The organism is Nostoc sp., from assembly GCF_036917815.1.
Lineage (GTDB): Bacteria > Cyanobacteriota > Cyanobacteriia > Cyanobacteriales > Nostocaceae > Nostoc.
Map to the genome: position 1 here is coordinate 61,750 of NZ_JBALEK010000055.1, position 24,288 is coordinate 86,037.

Consider the following 24,288-nt stretch of genomic DNA (forward strand, 5'->3'; position numbering starts at 1 on the left):
CATATGCTTCCCGTCATCTCCATCCAGAATCTCGACCACCACTTTGGTCACGGCTCTCTCCGCAAGCAAGTTTTATGTAAAATTAACTTAGAGATTAACGCCGGTGAAATTATTATCATGACTGGCCCCTCTGGTTCTGGAAAGACTACCTTGCTAACCTTAGTAGGTGGGTTACGTTCTACCCAATCTGGTAGTTTGCGGGTGTTGGGACGAGAACTTTGTGGTGCAAGTGCCGAACAACTAGTACAAGCACGACGGCGTAACGGTTATATTTTCCAAGCACATAACTTGCATGGTAGTTTAACGGCACTCCAAAACGTGAAAATAGCTTTAGAATTGCACAAACATCTTGGGTTAAAAAAGATGCAAGCTAGGTCAGGCCAGATGTTAGAGCAGGTAGGATTAGGAAATCATTTGCATTACTATCCTGATAAACTGTCTGGAGGACAAAAACAAAGAGTAGCGATCGCTCGTGCTTTAGTCAGTCATCCTCAAATAATCCTCGCCGATGAACCCACCGCCGCCCTTGACAGTCAATCGGGACGAGATATAGTCAATCTCATGCAAAAACTGGCAAAAGAACAAGGCTGTACTATCTTGATGGTTACTCATGACAACCGGATCTTAGACATTGCCGATCGCCTCGTTGACATGGAAGATGGCAAACTCAAGTCAAAAGTAATACTACCAGCGTGACCGAATAATTACGAATTACGAATTATTTTAATTATCCTCACCGACTTACTTATAGCGTTTCCTAATCATATCAGATACATCATAGTCCTCTCCTAGCTTGATCTTAGGGAGTTAGGGGCGGGGTTCTTGTACCTCACTAGTAGTCTGTCAAGAACTAATTGACGAATAAATTTTCTGTAGAGACGGCGATTTATCGCGTCTCTCTAACTATTTTGATTTTTGAAAAAACTTCGTACAACTTGAAAGGGCTGATTCCCTACTCCCTATTCCCTGCTTACGCAAATAAGTTCAAAAATAAAATCGGATTGCTATATCTGGTTTAGGTAATTTCCCCATACCGATTTCAACGGAACAGTGTGATATTAGTGTCCAGTTGAAAAAGTGTCCAGTTGATTCCAATATTTACTTCAAGTATCATTATGTAATGATAGTAACCACAACGAGTTTTATTTGTTGCCTCACAAGTGACACACATAGTAGCCATGAGAGCATTTTTGTCATCAATCTAGTTAAATTTTATCCTCATTGCCAATGTCATACACCTTAGTTATTAGAGTTAAGACCAATTCACTAAAATTACAGATACAATAATTGCCCAAGAATCCATAAATACCTGAAACCGGATTTCTCGCATTTATGGTTTTCAACAACATCGGCTTCAAACAGGAAACACTAGCGATCATCAGCTAGTCTATTTTCCAACACAAGCAAGGGATTTTTTGTATTTCTATGATTATTGAGAATAGCGCTAGTAGTTCAAACAAAAAGTTGCTCGGTTTTGGTGTCAAAACTTTGACAAAAAATCGCCGTGCAATAAATATGTTAAAGGGAATATTTGCTATTCTCCCGATCACCTTGGCATTACCTGTAGATGCTTTACAAGTGAAGGTGACTCCAACTAATCCTAAATTAGGGGATACACTCTCAGTAGAGATTAATCTAGCTAATCCAGACAACGGTACAAATCCAACAGTAGCTAGTGGTAATAATACATACCCAGCATTTGAAATTGCACCCAATGAGTATCGGGCTTTTGTTCCCACAACTCCACTAGAAAAAGCTGGAACTAGAACACTTCGGGTTGCGGGAGATAGTCAGGTACAAAACTTGGCAGTGAATGTGCTTAATCGCAAGTTCCCCGTACAACGCATTACTTTGCCACCTGGTAAAGCCGGAGTGGATGCCACAGAGTACGAACTTAAGCGCGTGGCGGCTTTTAAGGCACTGCAAACACCAGAAAAGTATTGGAATGGAGTATTCCTGAAGCCAAATGCCGGGCGAATGAGTACAAACTATGGTGTACGTCGCTACTATAATGGTACATTTGCAAAAGACTACTATCATCGTGGTCTTGACTACGCGGGTGCTGCCGGTTCACCAGTAATTGCCCCAGCCGGTGGGCGAGTTGCTTTGGTAGGTAGAGTATCCCAAGGGTTTCGGATACACGGTAACGTAGTTGGCATTGACCACGGTCAAGGAGTAACCAGTATTTTCATGCACCTGAGTCGTATTAACGTTAAAGAAGGTGATTTTGTGAAAGCTGGTCAACTAATTGGTGCAGTAGGTTCAACGGGTGCTGCCACGGGGCCACATTTACACTGGGGTCTGTATGTCAACGGACAATCTGTTGATCCAACACCTTGGCAAACTAAGGTCGTTAACTAGTAGAGGCGGAATTGATCGCGTCTTTGCATAATTTGTGTTTTTTTGCTGATAATTAGGCAAGACAAATTGGATTGATACCGTCCCCACCTTGCTTGGCCAACATAAATGATGATAAGCGTTATGAGTATCGAAAAAATTGTAGAACAAGCTCTCCAGGATGGTTATTTAACACCTGCAATGGAAGCAGAAGTCGGTAGAATTTGTGACAACGCCTCGGAACTCTCAATTGAAGAGTATATGGCGTTGGATCGGCTGATGGGTGCGCTATTGACTGGTGAAGTGGTGGCGGTACCTCGCAAACAATTCATTAACGTTATGGAAGAATTGGTACTGACGGAAGCGATCGCTCGAGTCGCAGAAATTGAAGCCACCAGCGAAAGTTCCCTAGATGTCGGTGATATTGCTGCTTACGCTCTTAATCGGCTACCACCTTTGTATGCTACTACAGAAGAAGGCGCTCACTTCCAGCGCCAAACGGCTCAGGAACAACTGCAAGAATTAATTTCTCAGCAAGTAAGTGAAGCGATTAACCGTTACCTCGATCAACCCAGTTTCTTCCCAGAACGGCAAGCCTTGGGCAAAAATACTGGCAACGAAGTTGTACGCCAAGTTAGTGCTTTACTCCAGTCTTATGCACCTAACTTTGAGCAAAAATTATAATTTTAATAGTCATTAGTCATTGGTCATTAGTCATTAGTCATTTGTTTTAGAGACTGACAAATAAAAAATACCCAATTACTTCTTGTGGGGTGGGTGTCTCGCCCGCCCCTAAGCTAAGGCGCTCATGTTGCCCACCCCACAAGATTGGGTAATTTATTTGTTGTCAGTCCCTTAGAGAATTGGACTTTGGACTAATGACTCTTAATTAATCAATTACGCACTACCACTGTTGTCCCTAAACTGACTTGCTCATATAGCATTCGGACATCAGCATTACGCATTCTTAAGCAGCCGTGGGATACAGCCGTTCCTACCAGATCAATATCTGGTGTGCCGTGAAAGCCAATTTCATTCCGTCCATCTGACCAAAAACCAATCCATCTGTCTCCCAAAGGACTATCCGTACCAGCCTGAAATACTTTGCCCGTAATTGGGTGACGCCAGATTGGATAGTGTCGCATGTGCATCACCTGAAAAGAACCTGTAGGCGTTTCCCAACCTTTCTTACCGACAGCGATCGGGTAGCTAGCTATCACCTCATCTCCTGCGTATACATAGGTGCGGCGATCGCTTAAAACAACCACTACTTGCGTTTTCGCATTTGCCAGCCTACTAGATGGTACTTGTTGGGCTGAAGCTTCAGACCATAGACCTTTTGGCCAACTATCCGCAACTGGATTTTGTCTTTCTACTTGTGCCACCAGCCGCGTTTTAGCTGGTAGTTCAGTTGCTTGAGCTACATTCTTCTTAATAATTTGGGGCTGAGTTGGAGGCTTGATAGCAGAATACTTAAGTGTAGAAGCCTTCCGAGTAGTTGCTTTAGCTATATTCTTCTTAATTATTTTCGACTTAGTTTGAGATTTATGAAACACCCTCTGGACAGTTGAGCCTTGGGTAACTTCATCAGGTGGCACAGATGCACCCAGCGCAACTTCCCCTAAACTCACTGGGGAAAGATTTTTGTAGACTCCCTCTGGGCGGCTTCCCTTGGGATTGGTTCGGATAGAATCTCGCCGCATCAAAGTAGATGCAGACTTTTCAGACTGCCGTTCCGCCGTAGTAATGCGCCAATGGACAGCTAAAGATAAAAATGCTGTGCCAAAACAAAGCAGCATTACCATACGCCCTACAGATTCGTTTCTTACCATTGCCATCGCCTATTGTTTATCCCTGACATATCCAGCCCAGTAATTGGATGAGTTCATCATCCGATCATCAAAAATTTATCAATACTTATCATTTCTGCTATAAATCTGCCAACACCTCTGGGCAAACTAAGACTATGCGAATTGTCCCAGCAGCAAAACTCGAAGTGAGCAACCTCATTCCTCAAAAGTTCTGGGAGTCGTGAGCCTTTAATAAGACTTTCTAGTGGAACTTTTGAAATGTAGCAATCAATCATCAATGGTGTAGGTGGAAGAAAAACAATGTTTGAAAAACTATTGCTAGCAGTCACAATTACATTTTCCCTCAATTTCTTTTTTCAAGTTCGCGTACCAGAGCAACATAACTCTAGTGCTGCCTACGGGACACAGCCAGAACAATCAGCAACTATTCTGGTAACAAAATCAAAAAATTAAGTCACCATCTTAGCAACTACAGCAACCCAACTTCCAGAAATTATTACCGGAATTTTAAAGGTATCAAGAAGTTAGAATTAGAAAATTTTTATCTTCATCCTTATAACCAGATTTAATTCTTTTGATCAAGCGTATATACCCAGTTGCTAAAAGTATCCAATTGTGCATCTTGCTGCGCCTTTATTTAGTTGATGGGTGCAAGGGCAACTATGTGAGCAGTATAAGGAAAAAGTGGCTCTCCTTATTGCTATAAATGTATCCAAAATTGTATGCTTCAGTGTTCCAGTCATCAATCCGTCACCTAAGCATGGAACTTCTGTCTCATTAGCAGGTCTAATAGATAGGGATGATATAGAGCCAGTACGATCTATGAATCAGTCGATTACTGTATCCTGGTCAACGGTTGATGCAAAGTATCCAGAAGCATCAGTGCAAGTTGACAAACTCCCTAACCACGATTTAATTTTGCGCTGTCAAACGGGATTGCGACCAGATCGTGTTGCGTTTGCAGAACTATTACGCCGCTATCAAAGTCAAGTTGATCGAGTTCTATACCACTTGGCTCCCGATTGGGCTGACAGAGCCGATTTAGCTCAAGAAGTTTGGATTCGAGTGTATCGGAATATTAACCGATTACAAGAGCCTGCCAAATTTCGGGGCTGGTTAAGCCGCATTGCCACCAACTTGTTTTACGACGAGTTACGGAAACGGAAGCGGGTTATGAGTCCTTTGTCACTGGATGCTCCTCGTTCGTTAGAAGACGGCGAGATGGATTGGGAAATCGCTGGCGATACTCCAGGTCCTGAGGAAGAACTGACAACTAGAGAATTTTACGAGCAATTACGGGAAGCGATCGCGGATTTACCAGAAGTTTTTCGTACTACCATTGTCCTCAGAGAAATCGAAGGCATGGCTTATGAAGAAATTGCCGAAATCACTGGAGTTTCCTTGGGAACTGTCAAGTCAAGAATAGCCAGAGCTAGAACGAGGCTGCAAGCTCACTTGCAGAATTATCTAGACTCCTAATTTACATGATCTTGCCTCTGCCCAATGGCAGAATTTAAGCATAGATTAATAATTACTAGAAAGACATAGATCGTTTCTGTCCTTAGGAGGAAAATTGGCTAATTTTCCGAAAATTCCCGCTCAGTTTACCCGTCTATGAATTGGTAATAATGTTAAGATGACTAGTGATTCTCAGTTTTACGACCGTTCTCCTTTGCAACTTCCTGAAGATTTGCCAGATGGAATGGCCAAGCATACCAATGAATCAACGGGTCTTATTGATATGGTGAAGCGCGATCGCTTCGAGTTATTGAGTGCTTATCTCGATGGTGAAGTCACAGCCACCGAACGTAAGCAAGTAGAAGAATGGTTGGCAAATGATGCCTCAGTTCAATGCTTGTATGCTCGACTGTTAAAACTGCGTCAAGGCTTGCGGACTCTCCCAGTGCCAGTAGTCCAACAGTCCCCAGAAGCAACACTTGGGCAAGTATTGACACGTTTGCGCCGCCGCTCCCGGTTAAACTGGATGCTGGGAAGTGCAGCTGTTGCTGCTTGTGCGATCGGCGCAGTATCTGGCTTATTATCTGGTAGTGGTTCGAGAGTACCGCAACTGGCACAACGACCAGAAATACAACCGATACAAACGTCTTCAGCGTCTATAGTTCCCCCTTCACCTCTGATGGTGGGACTAAATAACCCGGTAATTGAAATTCCCAAAGCGGCAGTAGCCTCTCCAGAAAAACCAATTTATCAGGTACCGACGCAACGACATGACCCCAAACAGGATATAAACTAATCGCAAAGTTCACAGATTATAACTGTACTTTGTGGTTAAAGCACGAGCCAGTCCACCAGTCGTTAGGTTGGAGTATCCCTCCTAATTGCTGAACTTGCTCTATAGCCATTACATAAACCCAAGCCCAACCCAGAGAGAGCGACTGTGGATCATGAACCTCGATAATTTCTCGATTATAGAGGTTTTCTGGCGTTTGTCTATTGGGCTGTTGACCGAACAAGGCAAAAGTAAAAAGTAAAAAGGCACTCATCAAGAAAAAGAAAAATGGTTTGAGAGCAACTAAATTTATTTATGGAATCAAATAAAAACATTTATAACGATAGCGCCGGCGGCAAGCGAGTCATCGAGCGTCGTGGCGTAGCGCCTTCGCATGATTGCGTCTCGTAGAGAGAAATAATACGTCATTATTAAATCCCCTAAATTTATTTATGGGGATTATCTTTTTACTTTTTACTTTTTAATAACCAGGTTCTTGAAGAATATTGCGAATCAGTTGGGCGAACAAAAACTGATGTTCTTAGAGAATTGATTAGAAGTCTGAAGAGGAAAAAGCCGTCGTAGAACGACGTAGCTCTAAACCCAATTTTTCGGTAAATTTTGGTGAGCAGTTATTCCCCCCTGTTACATAAATCGCAACAATACAGGTTTTGAGTTTTACTTCAGCAATACTGGGTTTAACTTCATCCATCTGGGGGTAGATTATGTATACTTTAATGAAATTGCCGCGCACATCTGCTTTATTTGTCAGTGCGTTATTAGGAGGGGTGATTTTCACCAGTTGCGCCTCTTCCCATCAGTTGGCAAATCAGGCTTTACCTCCAAGTGCAGCCGGTGGCGCCGCAGATAAAGTAATGGCACCTGCGAATGAAAGCAGTATTTCCCAAAAGACGGAAGCTCCACCAATAGCCCGTTCTCGTCCCCAACTGATCAAAAAGGCAGCAATATCTTTAACTGTCAACTCTGTAGATCAGACTATTGATGCTGTTTCGCAAATTATCAATAAACAGCAAGGGGATTTGATCGGGTTGAAACAACAACAACCCAAAAATGATAATTCGCGTCACACAGCAACAATGCAATTACGGATACCAGAGAATCTGCTGGAATCTACTTTAGAACAACTAGCTAAATTGGGCACTGTTGAGAGTCGCAATATCACTGCGGAAGATGTAGGCGATCGCCTGGTAGATTTCCAAGCTAGATTAACTAATTTGCAGAAAACTGAAGCCAATTTGCAAAAAATTATGGATCGGGCGGGTTCTATTAGAGATGTGCTGAGTGTTGCCCAAGAATTGAGTAATGTCCGAGAAAGCATAGAACAAATTAATGCCCAACTCAAAAGCCTACAAAATCAAGTTGCTTATTCCACTATTACGCTGAACCTAGAAGCAGCAGTTTCTAGCACCAGTCCACAACCTGCCTTTGGTTTGCAAGTTCAGGAAACTTGGAACAAATCTACCCACTCTTTGAGTGCATTTTCCGTTCGCTTACTTAAGCTAGGTATTTGGTTAATTGTTTACAGTCCCTATTTGTTAATTTTTGCTGCTATTGTCTATGGCTTTAGCCGTTGGCGACAAACTCATTCACCACATTTGACACAAACCCCAGAATCAAGTAGTCCTGAATGAGCTTGCATAAATCCTACATCTACCTTTGATAAATTTACACAAGCAAGGAGCAATTCAAATATTCCCAACTCTTATTGTCTGCACCTCTATCTGGAAAAGTTCTGTTTATCCTGTAGTTTTGATTACTTTAATTATTCTTCAAATGTAAAAAGCAATACAAAATATCTGATGACAATTTTGATACAAATTTGTTAAGAATAGTTACAATAGTCAGAATACAGGATAATATTTCTTATGGTAAATTCACTTGACAATAATCCACCCCATCAAGTAGTAATTGTTGGCGGTGGTTTTGGTGGACTTTATGCGGCAAAAACCCTCTCCAAGGCTGCGGTAAAGGTTACTCTGATCGATAAACGCAACTTTCATCTATTTCAACCCCTGCTATACCAAGTTGCCACAGGTGCGTTATCGCCTGCGGATATTTCTTCACCATTGCGTGCGGTACTCAGCAAGAGCAAGAATACGAAAGTGCTGCTGGGAGAGGTGAATAATATTGATCCAGAAGCGCAACAAGTGATGGTGGGCGACGAAGCAATACCTTACGACACCTTAATTGTTGCCACAGGTGCGAAGCATTCCTACTTTGGCAAAGACAACTGGGAAGAATTTGCCCCCGGCTTGAAAACTGTAGAAGATGCCATAGAAATGCGTCGCCGGATTTTTACCGCCTTTGAAGCCGCAGAAAAAGAAACTGATCCAGAAAAGCGCCGTGCCTGGTTAACTTTTGTAATTATTGGTGGTGGCCCCACTGGTGTAGAATTGGCGGGCGCGATCGCCGAATTAGCAAATCAAACTCTCAAAGAAGATTTCCGCAACATCGACACATCAGAAGCCAAGATTTTGCTATTAGAAGGTCTGGATCGGATTCTGCCACCTTTTGCACCAGAGTTATCACAAGAAGCAGAAGCATCTCTGACGCGCTTGGGGGTGATTGTGCAGACAAAAACATTGGTAACGAATATTGAAAATGATCTTGTTACCCTCAAACAAGGCGATGAAGTGAAAGAGATTGCCTCAAAAACGGTATTATGGGCAGCAGGTGTGAAAGCTTCGGCAATGGGGAAAGTGCTAGCAGAACGCACAGATGCCGAATGCGATCGCGCTGGACGGATTATCGTTGAACCTGACTTGAGTGTTAAGGGACATCCCAATATTTTTGTAATTGGTGACTTAGCAAATTTTTCTCATCAAAATGGTAAACCGCTACCTGGTGTTGCACCTGTAGCCAAGCAACAAGGCGAATATGTAGCAACATTAGTGCAAAAGCGGCTTGCAGGTAACAATTTGCCAGCATTTTCTTATGTCGATCACGGTAGTTTAGCAATGATTGGGCACAATTCTGCTGTGGTGGATTTGGGCTTTATCAAACTCAAAGGTTTCTTTGCCTGGTTGTTTTGGCTATTGATTCACATCTACTTCTTAATTGAATTTAACAACAAATTAGTAGTAATGATTCAGTGGACATGGAACTATTTCACCCGTAATCGCGGTGCAAGATTGATTACAGGACAAGAATCACCACCCACTCACGAATTAGCGATCGCCACAGTAATTACACATCAGGAAATAGTAAACAGCCGATAATATCTAATTGGGCATTGGGCATTGGTTATTAATTCTTCCCCCATCTCCCTCATCCCCCCACTCCCCACTCCCCGCCCTCATAAATTAGCAGTAAGCTATTTGAGGGCGTTTTTGATAATTTACATAATGGCAAGTATTAACGACAACTACCTAAAACTGAAAGCGGGTTATCTGTTTCCAGAAATTGCTCGGCGGGTGAATGTATTTGTAGAAGCAAACAGTAATGCTAAAGTCATCCGGTTGGGCATTGGCGATGTTACCGAACCTCTGCCGGAGGCTTGCCGCACAGCGATGATTAAAGCTGTGGAAGAAATGGGCGATCGCAATACCTTCAAAGGCTACGGGCCAGAGCAAGGCTATGCTTGGTTACGGGAGAAAATTGCCACTCATGATTTCCAAGCACGGGGAGCCGATATAGATGCTTCAGAAATTTTTATCTCCGATGGTTCTAAGTGCGACACTGGCAATATTCTGGAAATCTTTGGACATGACAATATAATTGCCGTTACTGACCCAGTTTATCCCGTGTATGTAGACACTAACGTTATGGTGGGAAATACTGGGGATGCCAACGATAAAGGTGAGTTTGAAGGCTTAGTTTATCTGCCAATTACGGCTGATAACAACTTCACCGCCGAGATTCCCTCAAAGAAAGTCGATTTAATTTATCTCTGCTTTCCCAATAACCCCACTGGCGCAACTGCTACCAAAGAATATCTCAAAGCATGGGTAGACTATGCCAAAGCTAATAACTCGATTATTTTCTTTGATGCAGCCTACGAAGCTTATATTACCGATCCCTCGATTCCCCATTCAATTTATGAAATTGAAGGTGCAAGGGAAGTTGCGATCGAATTTCGGTCTTTTTCTAAGAATGCAGGTTTCACAGGAACTCGTTGCGCCTTAACCGTAGTACCGAAGACACTCACAGCAAAAGCCGCCGATGGTTCCGATGTGGAACTGTGGAAACTCTGGAATCGCCGCCAGTCCACCAAGTTTAATGGTGTTTCTTACATCGTTCAACGGGGAGCCGAAGCGGTTTATTCTGAAGAAGGACAAACACAAATTAAGGGATTGGTGAATTTCTATCTAGAAAACGCCAAAATTATCCGCGAAAAACTCACAGCCGCCGGATTATCAGTTTACGGAGGCGTGAATGCACCTTACGTCTGGGTGAAAACGCCCAATGGTTTATCCAGTTGGGAATTTTTTGATAAGCTGCTGCAAACTGTCAACGTTGTGGGCACACCTGGTTCTGGTTTTGGTGCTGCGGGTGAAGGTTACTTCCGCATTTCGGCGTTTAATAGCCGCGAGAATGTGGAAGAGGCGATGAAGCGGATTACCGAAAAGTTTAAGGTGTAAGGCGATGTCTACGACGGGCTACCCCTACGCTAGTTTGTATGTAATACACTCTGATCTCACTTTCATTCCTCTCTCCTAAAACGAGAGAGGCTTTGAATCTTACTCCCCTTCCCTTGTAGGGAAGGGGTTGGGGGTTAGGTTTCTCCGTTACATTCACCGTAACCTGATAGATAATTATTTAAACTCAGCTTATCTAGTTATGACTGCTGCTATCCCCATTTTCAAACCTGTTAGTCAGATGCAGCTAGCACCTGGTAGCACCGTGACTATTCCAGATGTTAGCTGGGAAGAATTTGAATCTATTTTACAAGAATTGGGAGAAAAAAGAACTACACGAATTGCTTACAGCCAGGGTGCTTTAGAAATTATGGCTCCTTTACCAGAACATGAAATACCCAAAGATGTAATTTCTGATATTGTCAAAATATTACTGAAGGCTAAAGATATCAGATACCAACCTTTTGGTTCCACCACCTTCAAACGGCAAGGTGTAGCAGGAGTTGAACCTGATGCTTGCTTTTATATTCAGAATTATCAACGAATGATTGGTCATCGCCGCTTGCAAGCTGATGATCCGCCGCCAGATTTAGCGATTGAGACTGATGTCACATCAAAAACTACTCTCGATGCTTATGAAGCCATTGGAGTCCCAGAACTATGGGTTTACGATAGCGGGAGCCTTTCTATTTATTTACTGAGAGAGGGGAAATACATAAAATCTAACACCAGTCCTAATTTTGCAGATATAGCGATTACTCAAATTATCCCTGCGGCAGTGGAACGTAGTTGGCAAGTAGGAAGTTTTCAAGCTTTAGAAGAATTGGAAGCGATGATTTAGTAAATGATAAAATAGGCATCGCTTATTGTGAGTTAATGACAAATTATGATGTTGCAATTATGGCACTATATGCAGTAAAAATTAATCCACTAGAAGGTGCGATCAAATTTCGTAAAATAGGGAGTTAAACAGTTCAGATGATTACGAAAAAGTTTAAGGTGTAGGTTTATTGGGCAACGGGTTTGGGTATGTTAAATGTTGTAGTTAAAGTTATCCAACGAGCGATACTTAGAGGAGTAAGATTAGTAAATGCCAAGTAATCATTTACCAAAAACAAGATACGAAATAGCAGACAAACCTAAATTTAGACCCTATGGCTCAAAGGTTGATATTATTCTTGGTGACACCTATCAGTTTGGTTTTGATGGAGAAAGTTGTCTCATTTTGGGCAATGATTTGATTGTTCGTCTAATTCCTCGCCAAAACAATAAGTTTGAATTTCAGAAATTTACAGCCTATTTAGAAGGTTTTGCTACTGCTAGCGAAGCAGAAGAGGCTGGTTTAAAGTTTGCAATGTCAGTTTTGTGGGCAGCAGTCTCATTGAAATGTCCACTGCGGTTAGAATATCACACTCCTCTGCCATGTGTAGTATATGATCGGACTCCACAGGAAGGGATGCTGATGGGGGTAGAATTTCGTGGTATGTTAACCACTGGAGCAAGTCTAGTTGTTGAGGTATTGGAGCAAACTTTCACTTCTAATGTCCCAATTAATAATAAACAGCTACTCGTTTCAATGGAGCTTTTTGCCGCAGCTCGTTTAGAGGCAACAGAACGTGCAAGATTTGTTGGGCTGATATCGGCACTTGAGCCATTAGCTGAACAGAAAAAATTTGAATACCCAGACTTGAAAAAGATTGTCAAAGAGACCTTAAACAAGGTGCAAGATTCAGTGGATTTGCCTGATGATATAAAGCGATCGCTCGAAGGGAGTATCAGGAATCTAACGCGCGAATCTGTATCACACGCTATTAAACGCCTTATTACAACTCATTTAACTGAGGAAAAAATATCATTAGAAATTCTGGAAGAAGCTTATACAATCCGCAGCAAGATTCTACATGAAGGGGCTTTCTATCAAGATTTACGCGATAAAAGTTATAAAATTGAAGACGTTATACGCCGTCTCTACTCTGCCATAGTCGGATACGAACTTCGTTCTCCAGCAGTCACATATACAAATAATGATTAGCCTTGAGATAAACAGTTAAATTAAAGGTTCGATTTTACAGGGTAGATAAAATGCGATCGCTTTCACGTTGTGGTTGTCAACTTAGGATTTTGGGTAAGTTTGGCAGAATGACTTTCTGGCTCTGAATACATAGCAAATAATTCACTAAAAACCTCTTCGCCATTAATCTCTCCACTACTAACAAATCGTTCTACCTCAACCGAACCATCCTCAAAAAATTCCACTTCCCATCGTTCCCCAGCCACCGCCACATTCACCATAATGGTTTCATCCCGATGATGGGCTAAGGTGTAACTAATTCTCTCTTGTTCCAATTGATTTAGAAAAGTAACTAGTTTGCCAAATCCATGATTCTTCATTTGTCAAACCTCTTATCGCTTAATAACTTGCGAACAACTTTAAAACCTGGTTGATTTACCTCTGCTCCCGCTTCAATCTCCTCCCATAACATTTCACAAAACTCATCCCAACTGGGCGATTCTTCCGGGAGTGGAGCCTGTTTTATACTACCCTTCTTGTACTTCAGGATTTCAGACACCTTTTGCCCAGCAAATTTATGTACGATTTCCCCCTCTCCTTTTTCCTTTATATAATACAATACGGTTCAGTTAAGGGCTACTGGCAACAATTTTGGGTTTTCTAGACGCGATAAATCGCCGTCTCTACAAGTGTTTTGGGCTTATCTGAACTGTATTGTTATATAATAGCGATCGCACTTTCTCCACTATCTCACTACCGACATAAAAAAATGTCGGGGTAATTCATGAATTACCCCGACGTGTTTGCATACAAACGAAAAGCGCTATATCTTGCCTTAAATCAGAAGTTGATATTTATCCTGCGCCAATTTGTACAGTGGACGCCAAACTAAACGATTGGTTATCACTACCAACAAAGACATCACTGTTGTTGCAGCTAAGAGTAAAGAAAAATTACCCGTAGCTGTAGCATGAGAAATTGTTGCCCCTAGTCCCTCGGCGGTACGAACCTGTCCTTGAAATGTGACGTATTCGCTGACGATGCTGGCATTCCAAGCGCCGCCAACGGCAGTAATAATCCCTGTAATTAAGTAGGGAAAGATGGCGGGTAAAATTAATATTCGCCAGCGTTGCACAAGGGTAAGTTTATATACCCAAGCTGCTTCCATTAAATCTGAGGGAATGGATTGTGCCCCAGCAATGACATTAAATAGGATATACCACATTGTCCCCAGCATCATCAAAGCCACTGAGCCAATTTCTAAACCGCCAGCCATGCGGCTTAATGCCAGCAATAGCACTGGAAATAAAGCTGTCGCCGGATAAGAAGCGGCAATTTGAACTAGGGGTTGTAACACCCTCGCTAGCTGAGGATTGCGACCAATGGCTACTCCCACCGGCACAGTCCACAACAGGGATAATAGCAATGCAACGATGACTCGCAAGGCTGTAAACACAGCCCCCTGAATCACCTGTTGCCAATCCGCCCAGCCTAAAGTCCGTAACAGCAAAAGGGCTTCCCAAGTACCCCACAGCACAATCAAAGTGAAGCCGCTAACAAAAACCCAATTCAGCAATCCCGGCAAATGCAAATCACCTTTGACGTTGATGGGTGCGGAACGAACCGGAAAAGCCCGAACTAAACCATCATCTAGGACTCTTTGCAATGGGTGAAAAATGCGATCGCTTAAAATCCGTAAACTAGGCGATCGTCGTAAAACATCTAACACCCATGATTCGGGTGTATTTTCTGACTCTACCATCTCTAACTTAAACTTTTCTGCCCAAGCAATCAACGGTCGCCACACGAAATAATCAATTGCCACAATTACCGCAATTAGTACCGCCGAACCCCAAAGTATGGCTTTAAAGTCTCCCTTGTTGGCTGCTGTTCCTAAATAAGAGCCTAACCCTGGTAAGCGAAAATCTTTATTCCCCAGAGTAAATGACTCAATGGCAATTAAGAAAAACCAGCCCCCAGCAACCGACATGACACTATTCCAGACCAACCCAATCACACCAGATGGTAATTCCAAAGTCCAAAACCGTTGCCATAAATTCAGCCGATAAACACGAGATGCTTCGAGCAATTCTTTGGGGATGCTACAGAGGGATTGATAAAAACTAAAGGTCATATTCCAGGTCATGCCGGTAAAAATCAACAGAACAGAGGCAATTTCTACCCCAATGCGCCGACCGGGAAACAGGGAAAGCAAAGCTAGTACGACTCCTGGTAAAAATGACAACACAGGAATTGATTGCAGAATATCCAGTAGGGGAATCAGAATGCGTTCCGCCATGCGGGAACGATAGGCACTATAAGCATAAATGAGGGTAAACCCCAAGGAAAAAAAGTAAGCCAGCCCCATACGTAACAGGGTTAGGGCTGTATAACCTGGTAAAGCACTAATATCTGTCGAAATTGTAAATTCGGGGTTAAAAGCACCACGGAACTGGGACGCAGTTCTCACAATTGCCACAATCAAGCTGACAATAGCCAGAATCAACAAGGCATCTTGCCAAGTCCAATTGATGCGTCCCTGAGTTTTATTAGCGGGAGTAAGGGGGCGAGTCATAGGAATTGGGAATGGGGAATGGTGAATTGGGCATTAGCCATTCTGACTTTTCACTTTTATCTGGAAAACCTCTCTTCTATTTCTCTCTCCTACAAGGAGAGAGACTTTGAATTTTCCCCCTCTTCCCGTGTCGGCAAGGGGTCTAGGGGGTTAGGTCAATCGTTAGCTTTTCCACATAACGTGAAAAGTCAGATTAGCCATTGGGCATTGGGCATTGGGCATTGGTTAATGACAAATGACTAACTAACTATCAAAGGTTCAACGCTGACGGCTTGCTCTAGAAAGATTTGTCCAGATGGCTCATCGTAGCTGTATATTTCGGCATAGCGACCCCAGTCGATGGCAGTTTTTAATTGCCGCTCGGCTTCTTGTGGACTAAAGTGACTTTCTAGGATATCTAATACCAGTTCTTCTGGTATGCGTTGATTATTTTTTGCTTGTAAGAGACGATGTATCTGTTGTACTAAGCGAATATTTGCGAGTAGTTGCGATCGCACAAGTTGTTTGCGATCGTCAATACTACCAGCAATAAATTGCAGCCCGACTGGGGTTAGACTAATATCACCTTGTGCTAGTTCTACAAAATCCATTAATTTTGCAGCTTCGACAATTGGCAGAATATCATCTACTTCCAGTTGCAATTCTTGCGCGAGACGGTACAGGTCTTTTTCTTGACGATCTTCTAAAAGTTCCAATAAACCAGCAATGGAACCAATTCGCACGGCTGGTAAAGACTGATACTTGGGTTCTGGTTTTGGTTGTTGAGGAGAAACGGGTGCAGCAGCCTCAATTGTCTCCAAATCGGGGTTGGTGATAATTGTATAAACCTGGTCTACCAGGGCTTGAAAGCTCGGATGTTTGCGATCGCGGTAATGAGGTAAAGTCACAGATAAATCCGCTCTTACTCTCCCCGGATTGCGCCCGAGAACAATAATCCGATCTGCCAAAATCACCGCTTCTTCAATACCGTGAGTGACAATTAAAATAGCTTTAGTAGGTATCCGACGCTCTAACCACAAATCCAATAACTCAAAACGTAAGTTTTCTGCCGTCAGCACATCCAGCGCCGAAAACGGCTCATCCATACATAATAATTCTGGTTCTACGGCTAAGGCTCTGGCAAATCCAACTCGCTGACGCATTCCCCCAGAAAGTTCTTTGGGATAAGCATTTTCAAACCCATCTAAGCCGATGATGTCAATCATCCGTAGTGCTTTTTGTCGCCGGGGGTCTGGGGGTTCCCCTTTTGCCTTTAAACCCAGTTCCACATTCTCTAGAACAGTTAACCAAGGATAAAGGGCGAAACTTTGAAAAACAATTGCTACACCTGGATTTAAGCCAACTAGAGGATGGTTATGATAAATCACTTCACCTTGGCTGGCGGGAATTAACCCCGCAATTATCCGCATTAAAGTAGATTTACCTGAACCCGAAGGCCCTAGTAAAGCAACTATTTCTCCTGGACGTAACTCTAGATTGATATTTTCCAGGATGACGATTTGCTGACCGTTGGGTTGCTGATAAGATTTTCTGACACCTCGTAGAACAATGAGGTCTTCAGTTGGTGTTTTGAGAGCCACGGCTCCCCCCTCTAAAGCTTATGATGGACTGGAATTTCATGCTTTATCTTACAGTTAAAGCAAGTAACACTTAACACTGTTAGGTTGAGAATGATGAAAAATTTTGAGAGCTTGTAGCTTAGGGACTTCCAAATAAAAAAATGTCCCGAAACTGACCCAAAAACCCTCTCTATTTCTCCTTTCTCTGTGTTCTCTGTGTCTCTGTGGTTCGTTTATTTGGATAATTTATTTCTTGTCAGTCCCTTAACCAATCCATCTTGTAGTGAAACTAAGGGTCTGTCAATCCTGAGAATTGCTTTCTCTTTCCTCGCTATCATTGGCTAAATCAATTTTTGGCTCAACTTTTGCTTGCCCATAAGTACCCAAAGTCAGCCCTTCTTCCAGATATACAGAAGAGTATTTACTCAACCCAATACGCTGTGAAGTATAAATTCCCGAATGACCTGAAAATAAATAGCTGACTATACAGCCAATAGCAATAAATACTCCCGATTCCAAACCAAATAATTCAATTCCCATTAAAGTAGATGCCAAAGGTGTATTTGCTGCACCTGCAAACACACCCACAAATCCCATTCCTGCTAAAAGTGGTGCAGGTAATGTCAAAAGCAAGGATAAAGCATTACCTAAAGTTGCACCAATAAAAAACAAAGGGGTTACTTCCCCACCTTTAAATCCTGCTCCTAGAGTTAGAGCCGTCATACCCAACTTTGCTGCAAAATCCCAGGGAGGTAGCTGAGTATAGAAAGATTCAACGATAGTCGGGATACCCAGCCCAATGTACTTAGTTGTACCACTCAACCCAACAATTATTGCGATGATCGCACCGCCAATTAAAGGACGCATTGGAGGATAAGATATCTTTGCTTTAAAGAAGTGACTGATTTTGTGAGTTACTTGAGCAAAAAATCTCGCGACAATTCCAAAGATTGCGCCTGCAATAATTGCAGAAATCAGCCCCCAAGTTGTGAGCGTTGGTATAGACGGAGCGTGTTGGTATGCAGTATGATGCAAACCAAATAGTAAGGTTACTTGATTTCCCACGATCGCAGCAATTAAAGAAGGAAAAAGAGCATCGTAGTGAATTTTACCAATCGCTAAAACTTCCAGACCAAATACGGTCCCAGCTAAGGGAGTACCAAAAACGGAAGCGAATCCTCCACTGATACCTGCGGTTAACAAAATTCGCCGATTTGCCCCTTGAAAGCGGAATATTTTAGTTAATTGGTCTGCCAAAGAAGCACCCATTTGTAATGCTGTACCTTCACGACCGGCTGAACCTCCAAATAAATGGGTGAGGTTTGTTCCTAGCAAAACAAGAGGAGCCATGCGGAAGGGGATAATATTTTTGGGGTTATGGATTTCTTCGAGTAAAAGGTTATTTCCGGCTTCTACATCTCGACCGAATTGATGATAAATACAACCACTCAAAAAGCCGCCAAGGGGAAGGAAAGCGATAATCCACCTATGGGATTCTCGCCAATCAGTTGCCCATTCTAATGATGCTAAAAGAGCCGCAGAAGCAGTTCCAGCAAGAATGCCAACTATAAAGGAAATAGGCAACCACTTGATCAGGTGGGGTAATGCAATAAATGGTTCAAATTTACGAAGCTGTTTCATGGTAATTCGTCATTTGTCATTTGTCATTAAGCTGACTTTTCACGTCATCTGGAAAACCTCTCTCTAAATCTCTCTCCTAAAAGGAGAGAGACTTTGAATTCTCCCCCAACGCTAGTAGGGAAGGGGGCTGGGGGGTTAGGTTTCGCGTTAGCTTTTCCAGATGACGTGAAAAATCAGGTATTTTTTGGGAAACAAGCTATACGAAGTGAAAACCGCAAATGATGACGTACTTTTTGCGGTAATACACCCGACAGCTAATCGCTACGAAATATTTAAAGTTATGTAAAAACTGATTATCACCCCTCTTAAAACTATCGGCTTATATTCCATACCTCCTGTAATGCAAAGTTAGCCACGTTTACACGAAGCCAGTTACAGAATTGAGGTAGAAACTATCAGCCGAGGGGCGGTTTTCTAGATATTCTAGAAGGTGAGTCTCATCACCTTAGTCATAATTTTACAGAAGTTTTGACAACTTGCAAGCAAGTTGAAAAGTCACCAAGGCTCAGTTGAGTCTAATACAGACCTACTCTACAAAGCAAGAGACGCGATAAATCGCCGTCTCTACAAAGCAAGAGACGCGATAAATTGCCGTCTCTACAAAGGACTGATTATTGTAAAAACGGCGAACTATCGCGTCTTTGCAATCTAGGGCGGACCCCAAGACCGCGCTGGCTCCCCTAAAAAAGGGGGGAACCGGAGTCAAAGTCCCCCAATTTATCGGGGGATTTAGGGGGATCTCCAAGCGCCACCAGAGCCAGCTGCAAATATGCCAGGGTGGTTGCGATTGTTTAGTCTTGCACTAACTTTAACGGGTATAGGTTTGGTTGGGGTTTTATATGCATTGCTAACGGATGCTCTGTTAAGTTCAAGGTTTCAGTTTTTGAACGCACCCCATCTAAATCAAAGATTATACATGGGAATTAGTGCACTAAGAAGCTGAAATACTTCTTGAGCGTTACCAGGGCTACTGGCGTTCTCAGTGTGTCGTTAGAACTTTCGCTTCCGAACACCCTAGTAAAAAGTCATTATTAGTAATACTTTTTACTGATTATAAATAATTAGTGAAATTGGTCTATGTCTCCAGCTATAAAGCTTTTACAGTACCGCAAAAACTAATTCTTAGAATAATAGCATGAAAGAATAGCTGTTGCTGCGCGTTTTATACTAGTTTCGCTTACCCCACCTCAAATGTAGATATTTTTATAGTATTTTTAGGTGGGGACTGCACGAAACATTTCTGTTCAATTTTTGATATTAGAGGTTGTTTAAACCCAGATTCCGCAGGTGCGATCGTCAGGGCAATAATAATTCAAGGGGCATTGGGCAATTGATTCTTGCCTACTTACTTAGCAGCGATCAAATAGCCATGCCAAAGCCGCATCAACATTACTAACCTGCTCCCCTGGCGGTATGACTGGACGATTTACCATCACAACCTTCACACCCAGTTCTCGCGCGGCAATAATCTTGGGCTTGGTTGCATCACCACCGCTATTTTTACTAACGATGGTATCAATGTTGTTGTGAATCAGGATTTGCCTTTCATTATTGAGGGTAAAGGGGCCGCGATCGCACAATACCATCCCCAAGGGCACTAAAGCATCATCGCCAGGAGGGTCAATCATCCGCATCAAAAACCAAATTTTCTCTAGGTGAGCAAAAGCGGCGAGTTCTTGCCTACCAACTGTCAAAAACACGCGCTGTGATTCGTTTGCTACAGATGCTGCTGCGGCTGCAACGCTATCAACTTCAATCCAGCGATCGCCACTGACTTTTTCCCAAGGCGGACGAGTTAACATCAGACGGGGTACTCCAACTTCCGTTGCAGCATCCGCCGCATTGAAGGAAATCTGATTAGCAAAAGGATGGGTTGCATCAATTAATCGGTCGATTTGCATTACTCGCAGATAGCTAGCCAATCCAGCCACGCCACCGAAGCCTCCAACCCGCAAATCGCCCAAGGGTATTGATGGTTCATGGGTGCGCCCAGCTAGAGACGTGATTACTTCTAACCCTTGAATAGTCGCCACTCTAGCAGCTAGTTCTGCTGCATCACCCGTCCCACCCAGAATCAAAACGCGCATCATTGAGATAAAGGTGGAATCTTTGCCAAAATGCCCTTCTTCAGAGCTTCTGGACGCTCTGACCAAGGCAGTAAACCATCAGCTTTGGTGTAGTATTGACTAGCACATTGCAGTACCGCAGAGGCACTACCATCAACGGCTAAATCACCAAATAAATATGTTAATTTCCCTTTGGCAGCAAAGGCGACTACACAAGAACGATTACAAGCACTCATACATTCAACTTCCTCAATTAGAAATTGATCTCGTAAGTCCCAATCTTGTGCAAGCTGCTGAAGTTGGTGTAGAAGTTTTTCACCACCACTTTCTCCTAAGCGTTTTCCATCTTGCCAAACACTGGCACAGGTTTTGCAAACAAATAAAGTATGTTCAGCAACACCCAAGGGACTAGTTGGGGAAATATTTACAGTAGTAGTCATCTGTACCTCGCAGATATGTGAAACTGATAAATTTACTTCGGCGGGCATCCTGACTCACTCAATTTGGGATTTTCGATTACTTAGTACGCTAATCTCAAATTTGTTCACAGTTGCGGGACAGCGCCGGATTTGCACCGAACTTTCCCCGTTACCTCTGGTAGCTGACTCCCACCAGAACCGAATCACCTTATCGATCATACACTCGCAACTGCCAAGATCCCCGACTTCTTCAAGAAGTCAGGGATCTTGTTTGTGCGCGTTTGATTCAGGATTGCTTATACTGGACGACAACCAGATAAAATACTGTGCATATTCACTACTTGTCCAATGACTGCGATCGCAGGTGCAGCAAATCCAGTTTGCTCTACCTGCTCGACAATTGTCTCCAAAGTCCCAATTAATTCTTCTTGTTCTGGCCGCGTACCCCAGCGTACCAAAGCAATGGGTGTTTCTAAATTCAACCCAGCTACACTTAATTGTTCCACAATATAAGGCAGATTGTGAATTCCCATATAAATTACAATGGTTTCGGAACCGTGAGCGATCGCACTCCAATTCACTAGCGGTTTATACTTGCCCTTTGCCTCATGACCAGTTACAAATGTCACTGATGAACTATACAGCCGATGTGTCAAAGGAATACCGGAGTATGCCGCCGCCGCAATTCCCGAAGTGATACCCGGCACAACTTCCACTGATATCCCAGCTTCTACTAATTCTGCCATCTCTTCGCCACCACGACCAAAAATAAATGGATCGCCACCCTTTAACCGCACCACAATTGCATGATCCTGCGCCTGATCAATCAGCAATTGAGTTGTTTCTTCTTGCAACAACGAATGTCTCCCGGCACGCTTACCAGCATTAATTTGCTCTGCTTGGGGATTAATCATTGCCAAAATTGCCGGACTCACTAAGGCATCATAAATTACTATATCTGCACATTCCAATAAACCTTTCGCCTTCAGGGTTATTAATCCTGGATCACCTGGCCCCGCACCTACTAAATAAACCTTTCCCAAATACTTGTTCTCCTGTTTTTCTGTGCGGTTCATCTATCTATTAAATCCCAAATTAGCTCGGCTAATTCTGCACTTGCTCCCAGTGGCTCCGCCAATTGGAAATTCACCGCAGAAAATTGTAATTTTAACTCCTCTATTGAGGCAGCGATCGCATCGGTTATTCCACCAGCAAATAAAAAGTATGGCAAGATAGCAATTTCCCGATAACCAGCAGCTACCAACTCTTTTACCCGTGATTCTAAACTAGGAGGATTAGCCCAATAAGCAGCCATTGTTCCCAAACTCGCCGCCATTGCTTCCACAGTTTCTTGGGAACCTGGGCGACGGCTACCATGAGCCAACAGAATCCATGCTTCTGCTTTTATAGTAGCTATTTGCTTAACCAGCAATTTCTCTAAATTGGGGTGAGAGCCTAAATATGGTTGCAACTCAATGATGATATCTTCACCAGTAGCCTGTTGCGCTAGTGCGACTTCGGCGGGAATATCTGTCATGACATGGACTCCCGGTAGCAGAAATAGCGGTATAATTTTTAGGCGCTTCTCGTTTTGAGATGTTCTGCCATCGCCAAAAGCCCTCTGAGCAAATTGTTGAATCTGCTCGTGTAAAGGCTGAGAACTCATTTCTAAAGCGGCTATGCCAACCAGATGTTGATTATTTACTGGGTTGTGGTTTTTTGGCAATTTATTACATACCAGCCCTGCTAGTTGCTGCATAGCAATTTCTGGACGGCGATCGCGACTTCCGTGAGATAATAGCAGATAAACAGATGACATCGGCAAAGCTTGAACTCTTAGTTACTAATTCTTATATTTTACTTAAGATTAAGCTGGTAGTAATATAGCGTTTCCTAAACATCAGCAAACCTATATACAGAGAGACTTTGACATCGCTTTGCTTGATTTATTGATATATCTGGGTTGGAGTCATTTTTGAGAATTTGGTGTATTTCCCTTACCCTGCATGGGTTTGAGGCTTGTTTATCCCTCAAACGCACATTTCAGCCTTTTTGCAAAAAAAGATCGTAAACAGGCTCTTATTGTTCTTCGGCAGTGTAAGTATAAAATTGATCAAAGGCTGCCACCGTTTCAAATTTGTAAGAAGGCATCCAAGAACTTATTTTTAAATCTGTGCGGTAAATGCTAAATATAATGTAATTTTGTCTTTCTGTAGTCCTCGTAACAATTTCTTGCATTTGCGGGTTAGCCGAGTCAACCAACTTATTACAATTAAAATGGATTAAATTTTGGATAATATTCGTAGTTTGTTTACATACATCGGTTTTTAAGTATTTTGTCAGCCGTTGCACTGCATATTCTTCATATTCAAGCTCACTGGGATTTGTCTTCGCCATTGTCACACCCAAGGCGGCGATTCCTGCGGCTGCTCCAGTAGCCATGATGATGGTGAAGGGTTTCATGTTTGCCAAGTAAAATTCCTTGTAATCGTTAGATTCCAGAGACTCTAAATCAACTCAGTCCGTTCCTTAAATAAAAACTCTTGATCCCTTGCCAAATAATTGCTATAATTCAAATTGTTGAATGGCGAGCGTAGCCAAGTGGTTAAGGCAGTGGTTTGTGGTACCACCATTCGTGGGTTCAATTCCCATCGTTCGCCCTATAATTTCATAGTCCTCTATATATTCCTATAAAAGATGGGTTGTGGTTTTGAACATTCATAACTATTACTTTAGCAAGGATCTGCTGTCTAAGAGTTGATGGATTTGAAAGGGTTGCAAACCCACGATGATTAATTAGTTTATCTTATCAAGAAGTTCATGTATATAAGCAAATCTACTTTCTAAATTAAAATTAACACGATGTGCAACTTAATATTCTGACCTCTCTCCTAAAAGGCTACGGTGTACACACAAGTCGAATTACCCCCCTTAATCCCCCCTTATAAAGCTATCCATTATAAACATCTTTCTTAACAAAAAGTTTGACAAGAACCAGAAATTGTGTATTCTCTAAACCGAGAAGGAAAATCTACCAAAGT

General features: G+C 42.7%; 24 protein-coding genes, 1 tRNA gene and 2 riboswitches. Of the genes, 13 read left to right on the forward strand and 12 right to left on the reverse strand.

Going from position 1 to position 24,288, the window contains the following annotated elements:
* Positions 1–3: 3 nt before the first annotated feature.
* The 3 genes from V7K97_RS16250 (at position 4) to V7K97_RS16260 (ending at position 3,021) form a co-directional block, all read left to right on the forward strand.
* Positions 4–696 carry a DevA family ABC transporter ATP-binding protein gene (locus tag V7K97_RS16250; RefSeq protein WP_334802059.1) on the forward strand — a complete coding sequence of 231 codons (693 nt, stop codon included), beginning with the start codon at positions 4–6 and terminating at the stop codon, positions 694–696.
* A gap of 729 nt (positions 697–1,425) precedes the next feature.
* A complete protein-coding gene (locus V7K97_RS16255; protein ID WP_334802060.1) occupies positions 1,426–2,361 on the forward strand; it encodes a M23 family metallopeptidase in 936 nt (311 codons plus the stop codon).
* A 120-nt stretch (positions 2,362–2,481) separates the two neighbouring features.
* On the forward strand, positions 2,482–3,021 hold the full coding sequence (locus V7K97_RS16260) for a late competence development ComFB family protein (RefSeq protein ID WP_334802083.1): 540 nt from the start codon (positions 2,482–2,484) through the stop codon (positions 3,019–3,021).
* A gap of 209 nt (positions 3,022–3,230) precedes the next feature.
* Here V7K97_RS16260 and V7K97_RS16265 read toward each other — a convergent pair whose 3' ends face one another.
* Positions 3,231–4,169: a L,D-transpeptidase gene (locus V7K97_RS16265; RefSeq protein ID WP_442936916.1), complete on the reverse strand. Its 939-nt coding sequence runs from the start codon at positions 4,167–4,169 to the stop codon at positions 3,231–3,233.
* Between the two features lie 47 nt (positions 4,170–4,216).
* Between V7K97_RS16265 and V7K97_RS16270 the strand changes: the two genes are divergently transcribed.
* The 4 genes from V7K97_RS16270 (at position 4,217) to V7K97_RS16285 (ending at position 6,402) form a co-directional block, all read left to right on the forward strand.
* A complete protein-coding gene (locus V7K97_RS16270; RefSeq protein ID WP_334802062.1) occupies positions 4,217–4,372 on the forward strand; it encodes a hypothetical protein in 156 nt (51 codons plus the stop codon).
* Positions 4,373–4,448: 76 nt separating this feature from the next.
* On the forward strand, positions 4,449–4,601 hold the full coding sequence (locus V7K97_RS16275; protein WP_334802063.1) for a hypothetical protein: 153 nt from the start codon (positions 4,449–4,451) through the stop codon (positions 4,599–4,601).
* Between the two features lie 369 nt (positions 4,602–4,970).
* Complete coding sequence (locus V7K97_RS16280; RefSeq protein WP_334802064.1) at positions 4,971–5,627, forward strand: sigma-70 family RNA polymerase sigma factor; 657 nt, start codon at positions 4,971–4,973, stop codon at positions 5,625–5,627.
* A 157-nt stretch (positions 5,628–5,784) separates the two neighbouring features.
* On the forward strand, positions 5,785–6,402 hold the full coding sequence (locus V7K97_RS16285; protein ID WP_334802065.1) for an anti-sigma factor family protein: 618 nt from the start codon (positions 5,785–5,787) through the stop codon (positions 6,400–6,402).
* A 16-nt stretch (positions 6,403–6,418) separates the two neighbouring features.
* On the opposite strand, the gene V7K97_RS16290 is transcribed toward V7K97_RS16285, so the two are convergent.
* A complete protein-coding gene (locus tag V7K97_RS16290) occupies positions 6,419–6,652 on the reverse strand; it encodes a hypothetical protein (protein WP_334802066.1) in 234 nt (77 codons plus the stop codon).
* Between the two features lie 279 nt (positions 6,653–6,931).
* A complete protein-coding gene (locus tag V7K97_RS16295) occupies positions 6,932–7,090 on the reverse strand; it encodes a hypothetical protein (protein ID WP_334802067.1) in 159 nt (52 codons plus the stop codon).
* Between the two features lie 13 nt (positions 7,091–7,103).
* On the opposite strand from V7K97_RS16295, the gene V7K97_RS16300 reads away from it, so the two are divergent.
* From V7K97_RS16300 to V7K97_RS16320, 5 genes are all read left to right on the forward strand, one after another.
* Positions 7,104–8,030 (forward strand): DUF4349 domain-containing protein, encoded by a 927-nt coding sequence (locus V7K97_RS16300; protein ID WP_334802068.1) that lies wholly within the window; start codon positions 7,104–7,106, stop codon positions 8,028–8,030.
* A gap of 234 nt (positions 8,031–8,264) precedes the next feature.
* Positions 8,265–9,617 carry an NAD(P)/FAD-dependent oxidoreductase gene (locus tag V7K97_RS16305; RefSeq protein WP_334802069.1) on the forward strand — a complete coding sequence of 451 codons (1,353 nt, stop codon included), beginning with the start codon at positions 8,265–8,267 and terminating at the stop codon, positions 9,615–9,617.
* 126 nt (positions 9,618–9,743) lie between these two features.
* A complete protein-coding gene (locus V7K97_RS16310; RefSeq protein WP_334802070.1) occupies positions 9,744–10,979 on the forward strand; it encodes an LL-diaminopimelate aminotransferase in 1,236 nt (411 codons plus the stop codon).
* Between the two features lie 199 nt (positions 10,980–11,178).
* Positions 11,179–11,817 carry a Uma2 family endonuclease gene (locus tag V7K97_RS16315; RefSeq protein ID WP_334802071.1) on the forward strand — a complete coding sequence of 213 codons (639 nt, stop codon included), beginning with the start codon at positions 11,179–11,181 and terminating at the stop codon, positions 11,815–11,817.
* A 249-nt stretch (positions 11,818–12,066) separates the two neighbouring features.
* Entirely contained in the window at positions 12,067–13,008 is a 942-nt protein-coding gene (locus tag V7K97_RS16320) for a hypothetical protein (RefSeq protein WP_334802072.1), read from the forward strand.
* Between the two features lie 62 nt (positions 13,009–13,070).
* Here V7K97_RS16320 and V7K97_RS16325 read toward each other — a convergent pair whose 3' ends face one another.
* The 9 genes from V7K97_RS16325 to V7K97_RS16365 form a co-directional block, all read right to left on the reverse strand.
* The gene (locus V7K97_RS16325) at positions 13,071–13,367 is read right to left on the reverse strand and encodes a hypothetical protein (protein ID WP_334802073.1); all 297 of its coding nucleotides are present in this window, start codon (positions 13,365–13,367) and stop codon (positions 13,071–13,073) included.
* 455 nt (positions 13,368–13,822) lie between these two features.
* Positions 13,823–15,562, reverse strand: coding sequence for an ABC transporter permease (locus V7K97_RS16330; protein WP_334802074.1), 1,740 nt, complete (start codon positions 15,560–15,562; stop codon positions 13,823–13,825).
* 239 nt (positions 15,563–15,801) lie between these two features.
* Positions 15,802–17,142 carry an ABC transporter ATP-binding protein gene (locus V7K97_RS16335; protein ID WP_334802075.1) on the reverse strand — a complete coding sequence of 447 codons (1,341 nt, stop codon included), beginning with the start codon at positions 17,140–17,142 and terminating at the stop codon, positions 15,802–15,804.
* A 279-nt stretch (positions 17,143–17,421) separates the two neighbouring features.
* On the reverse strand, positions 17,422–18,762 hold the full coding sequence (locus tag V7K97_RS16340) for a voltage-gated chloride channel family protein (RefSeq protein WP_334802076.1): 1,341 nt from the start codon (positions 18,760–18,762) through the stop codon (positions 17,422–17,424).
* A 379-nt stretch (positions 18,763–19,141) separates the two neighbouring features.
* Positions 19,142–19,216, reverse strand: a riboswitch (Fluoride riboswitch).
* Between the two features lie 895 nt (positions 19,217–20,111).
* Complete coding sequence (locus V7K97_RS16345; RefSeq protein WP_334802084.1) at positions 20,112–20,849, reverse strand: cobalt-precorrin-6A reductase; 738 nt, start codon at positions 20,847–20,849, stop codon at positions 20,112–20,114.
* A complete protein-coding gene (locus V7K97_RS16350) occupies positions 20,849–21,268 on the reverse strand; it encodes a DUF1636 domain-containing protein (protein ID WP_334802077.1) in 420 nt (139 codons plus the stop codon). Before V7K97_RS16350 ends, V7K97_RS16345 begins: the two co-directional genes overlap by 1 nt.
* A 22-nt stretch (positions 21,269–21,290) precedes the next feature.
* A riboswitch (cobalamin riboswitch) is annotated at positions 21,291–21,465 on the reverse strand.
* Between the two features lie 78 nt (positions 21,466–21,543).
* Positions 21,544–22,323 (reverse strand): uroporphyrinogen-III C-methyltransferase, encoded by a 780-nt coding sequence (cobA, locus tag V7K97_RS16355; protein ID WP_334802078.1) that lies wholly within the window; start codon positions 22,321–22,323, stop codon positions 21,544–21,546.
* Entirely contained in the window at positions 22,320–23,066 is a 747-nt protein-coding gene (locus V7K97_RS16360) for a sirohydrochlorin chelatase (RefSeq protein ID WP_334802079.1), read from the reverse strand. Before V7K97_RS16360 ends, cobA begins: the two co-directional genes overlap by 4 nt.
* A 260-nt stretch (positions 23,067–23,326) precedes the next feature.
* The gene (locus V7K97_RS16365) at positions 23,327–23,710 is read right to left on the reverse strand and encodes a DUF4359 domain-containing protein (RefSeq protein WP_334802085.1); all 384 of its coding nucleotides are present in this window, start codon (positions 23,708–23,710) and stop codon (positions 23,327–23,329) included.
* Between the two features lie 124 nt (positions 23,711–23,834).
* Here V7K97_RS16365 and V7K97_RS16370 point away from each other — a divergent pair.
* A tRNA-His gene (locus V7K97_RS16370) sits at positions 23,835–23,907 on the forward strand.
* Positions 23,908–24,288 lie beyond the last annotated feature (381 nt).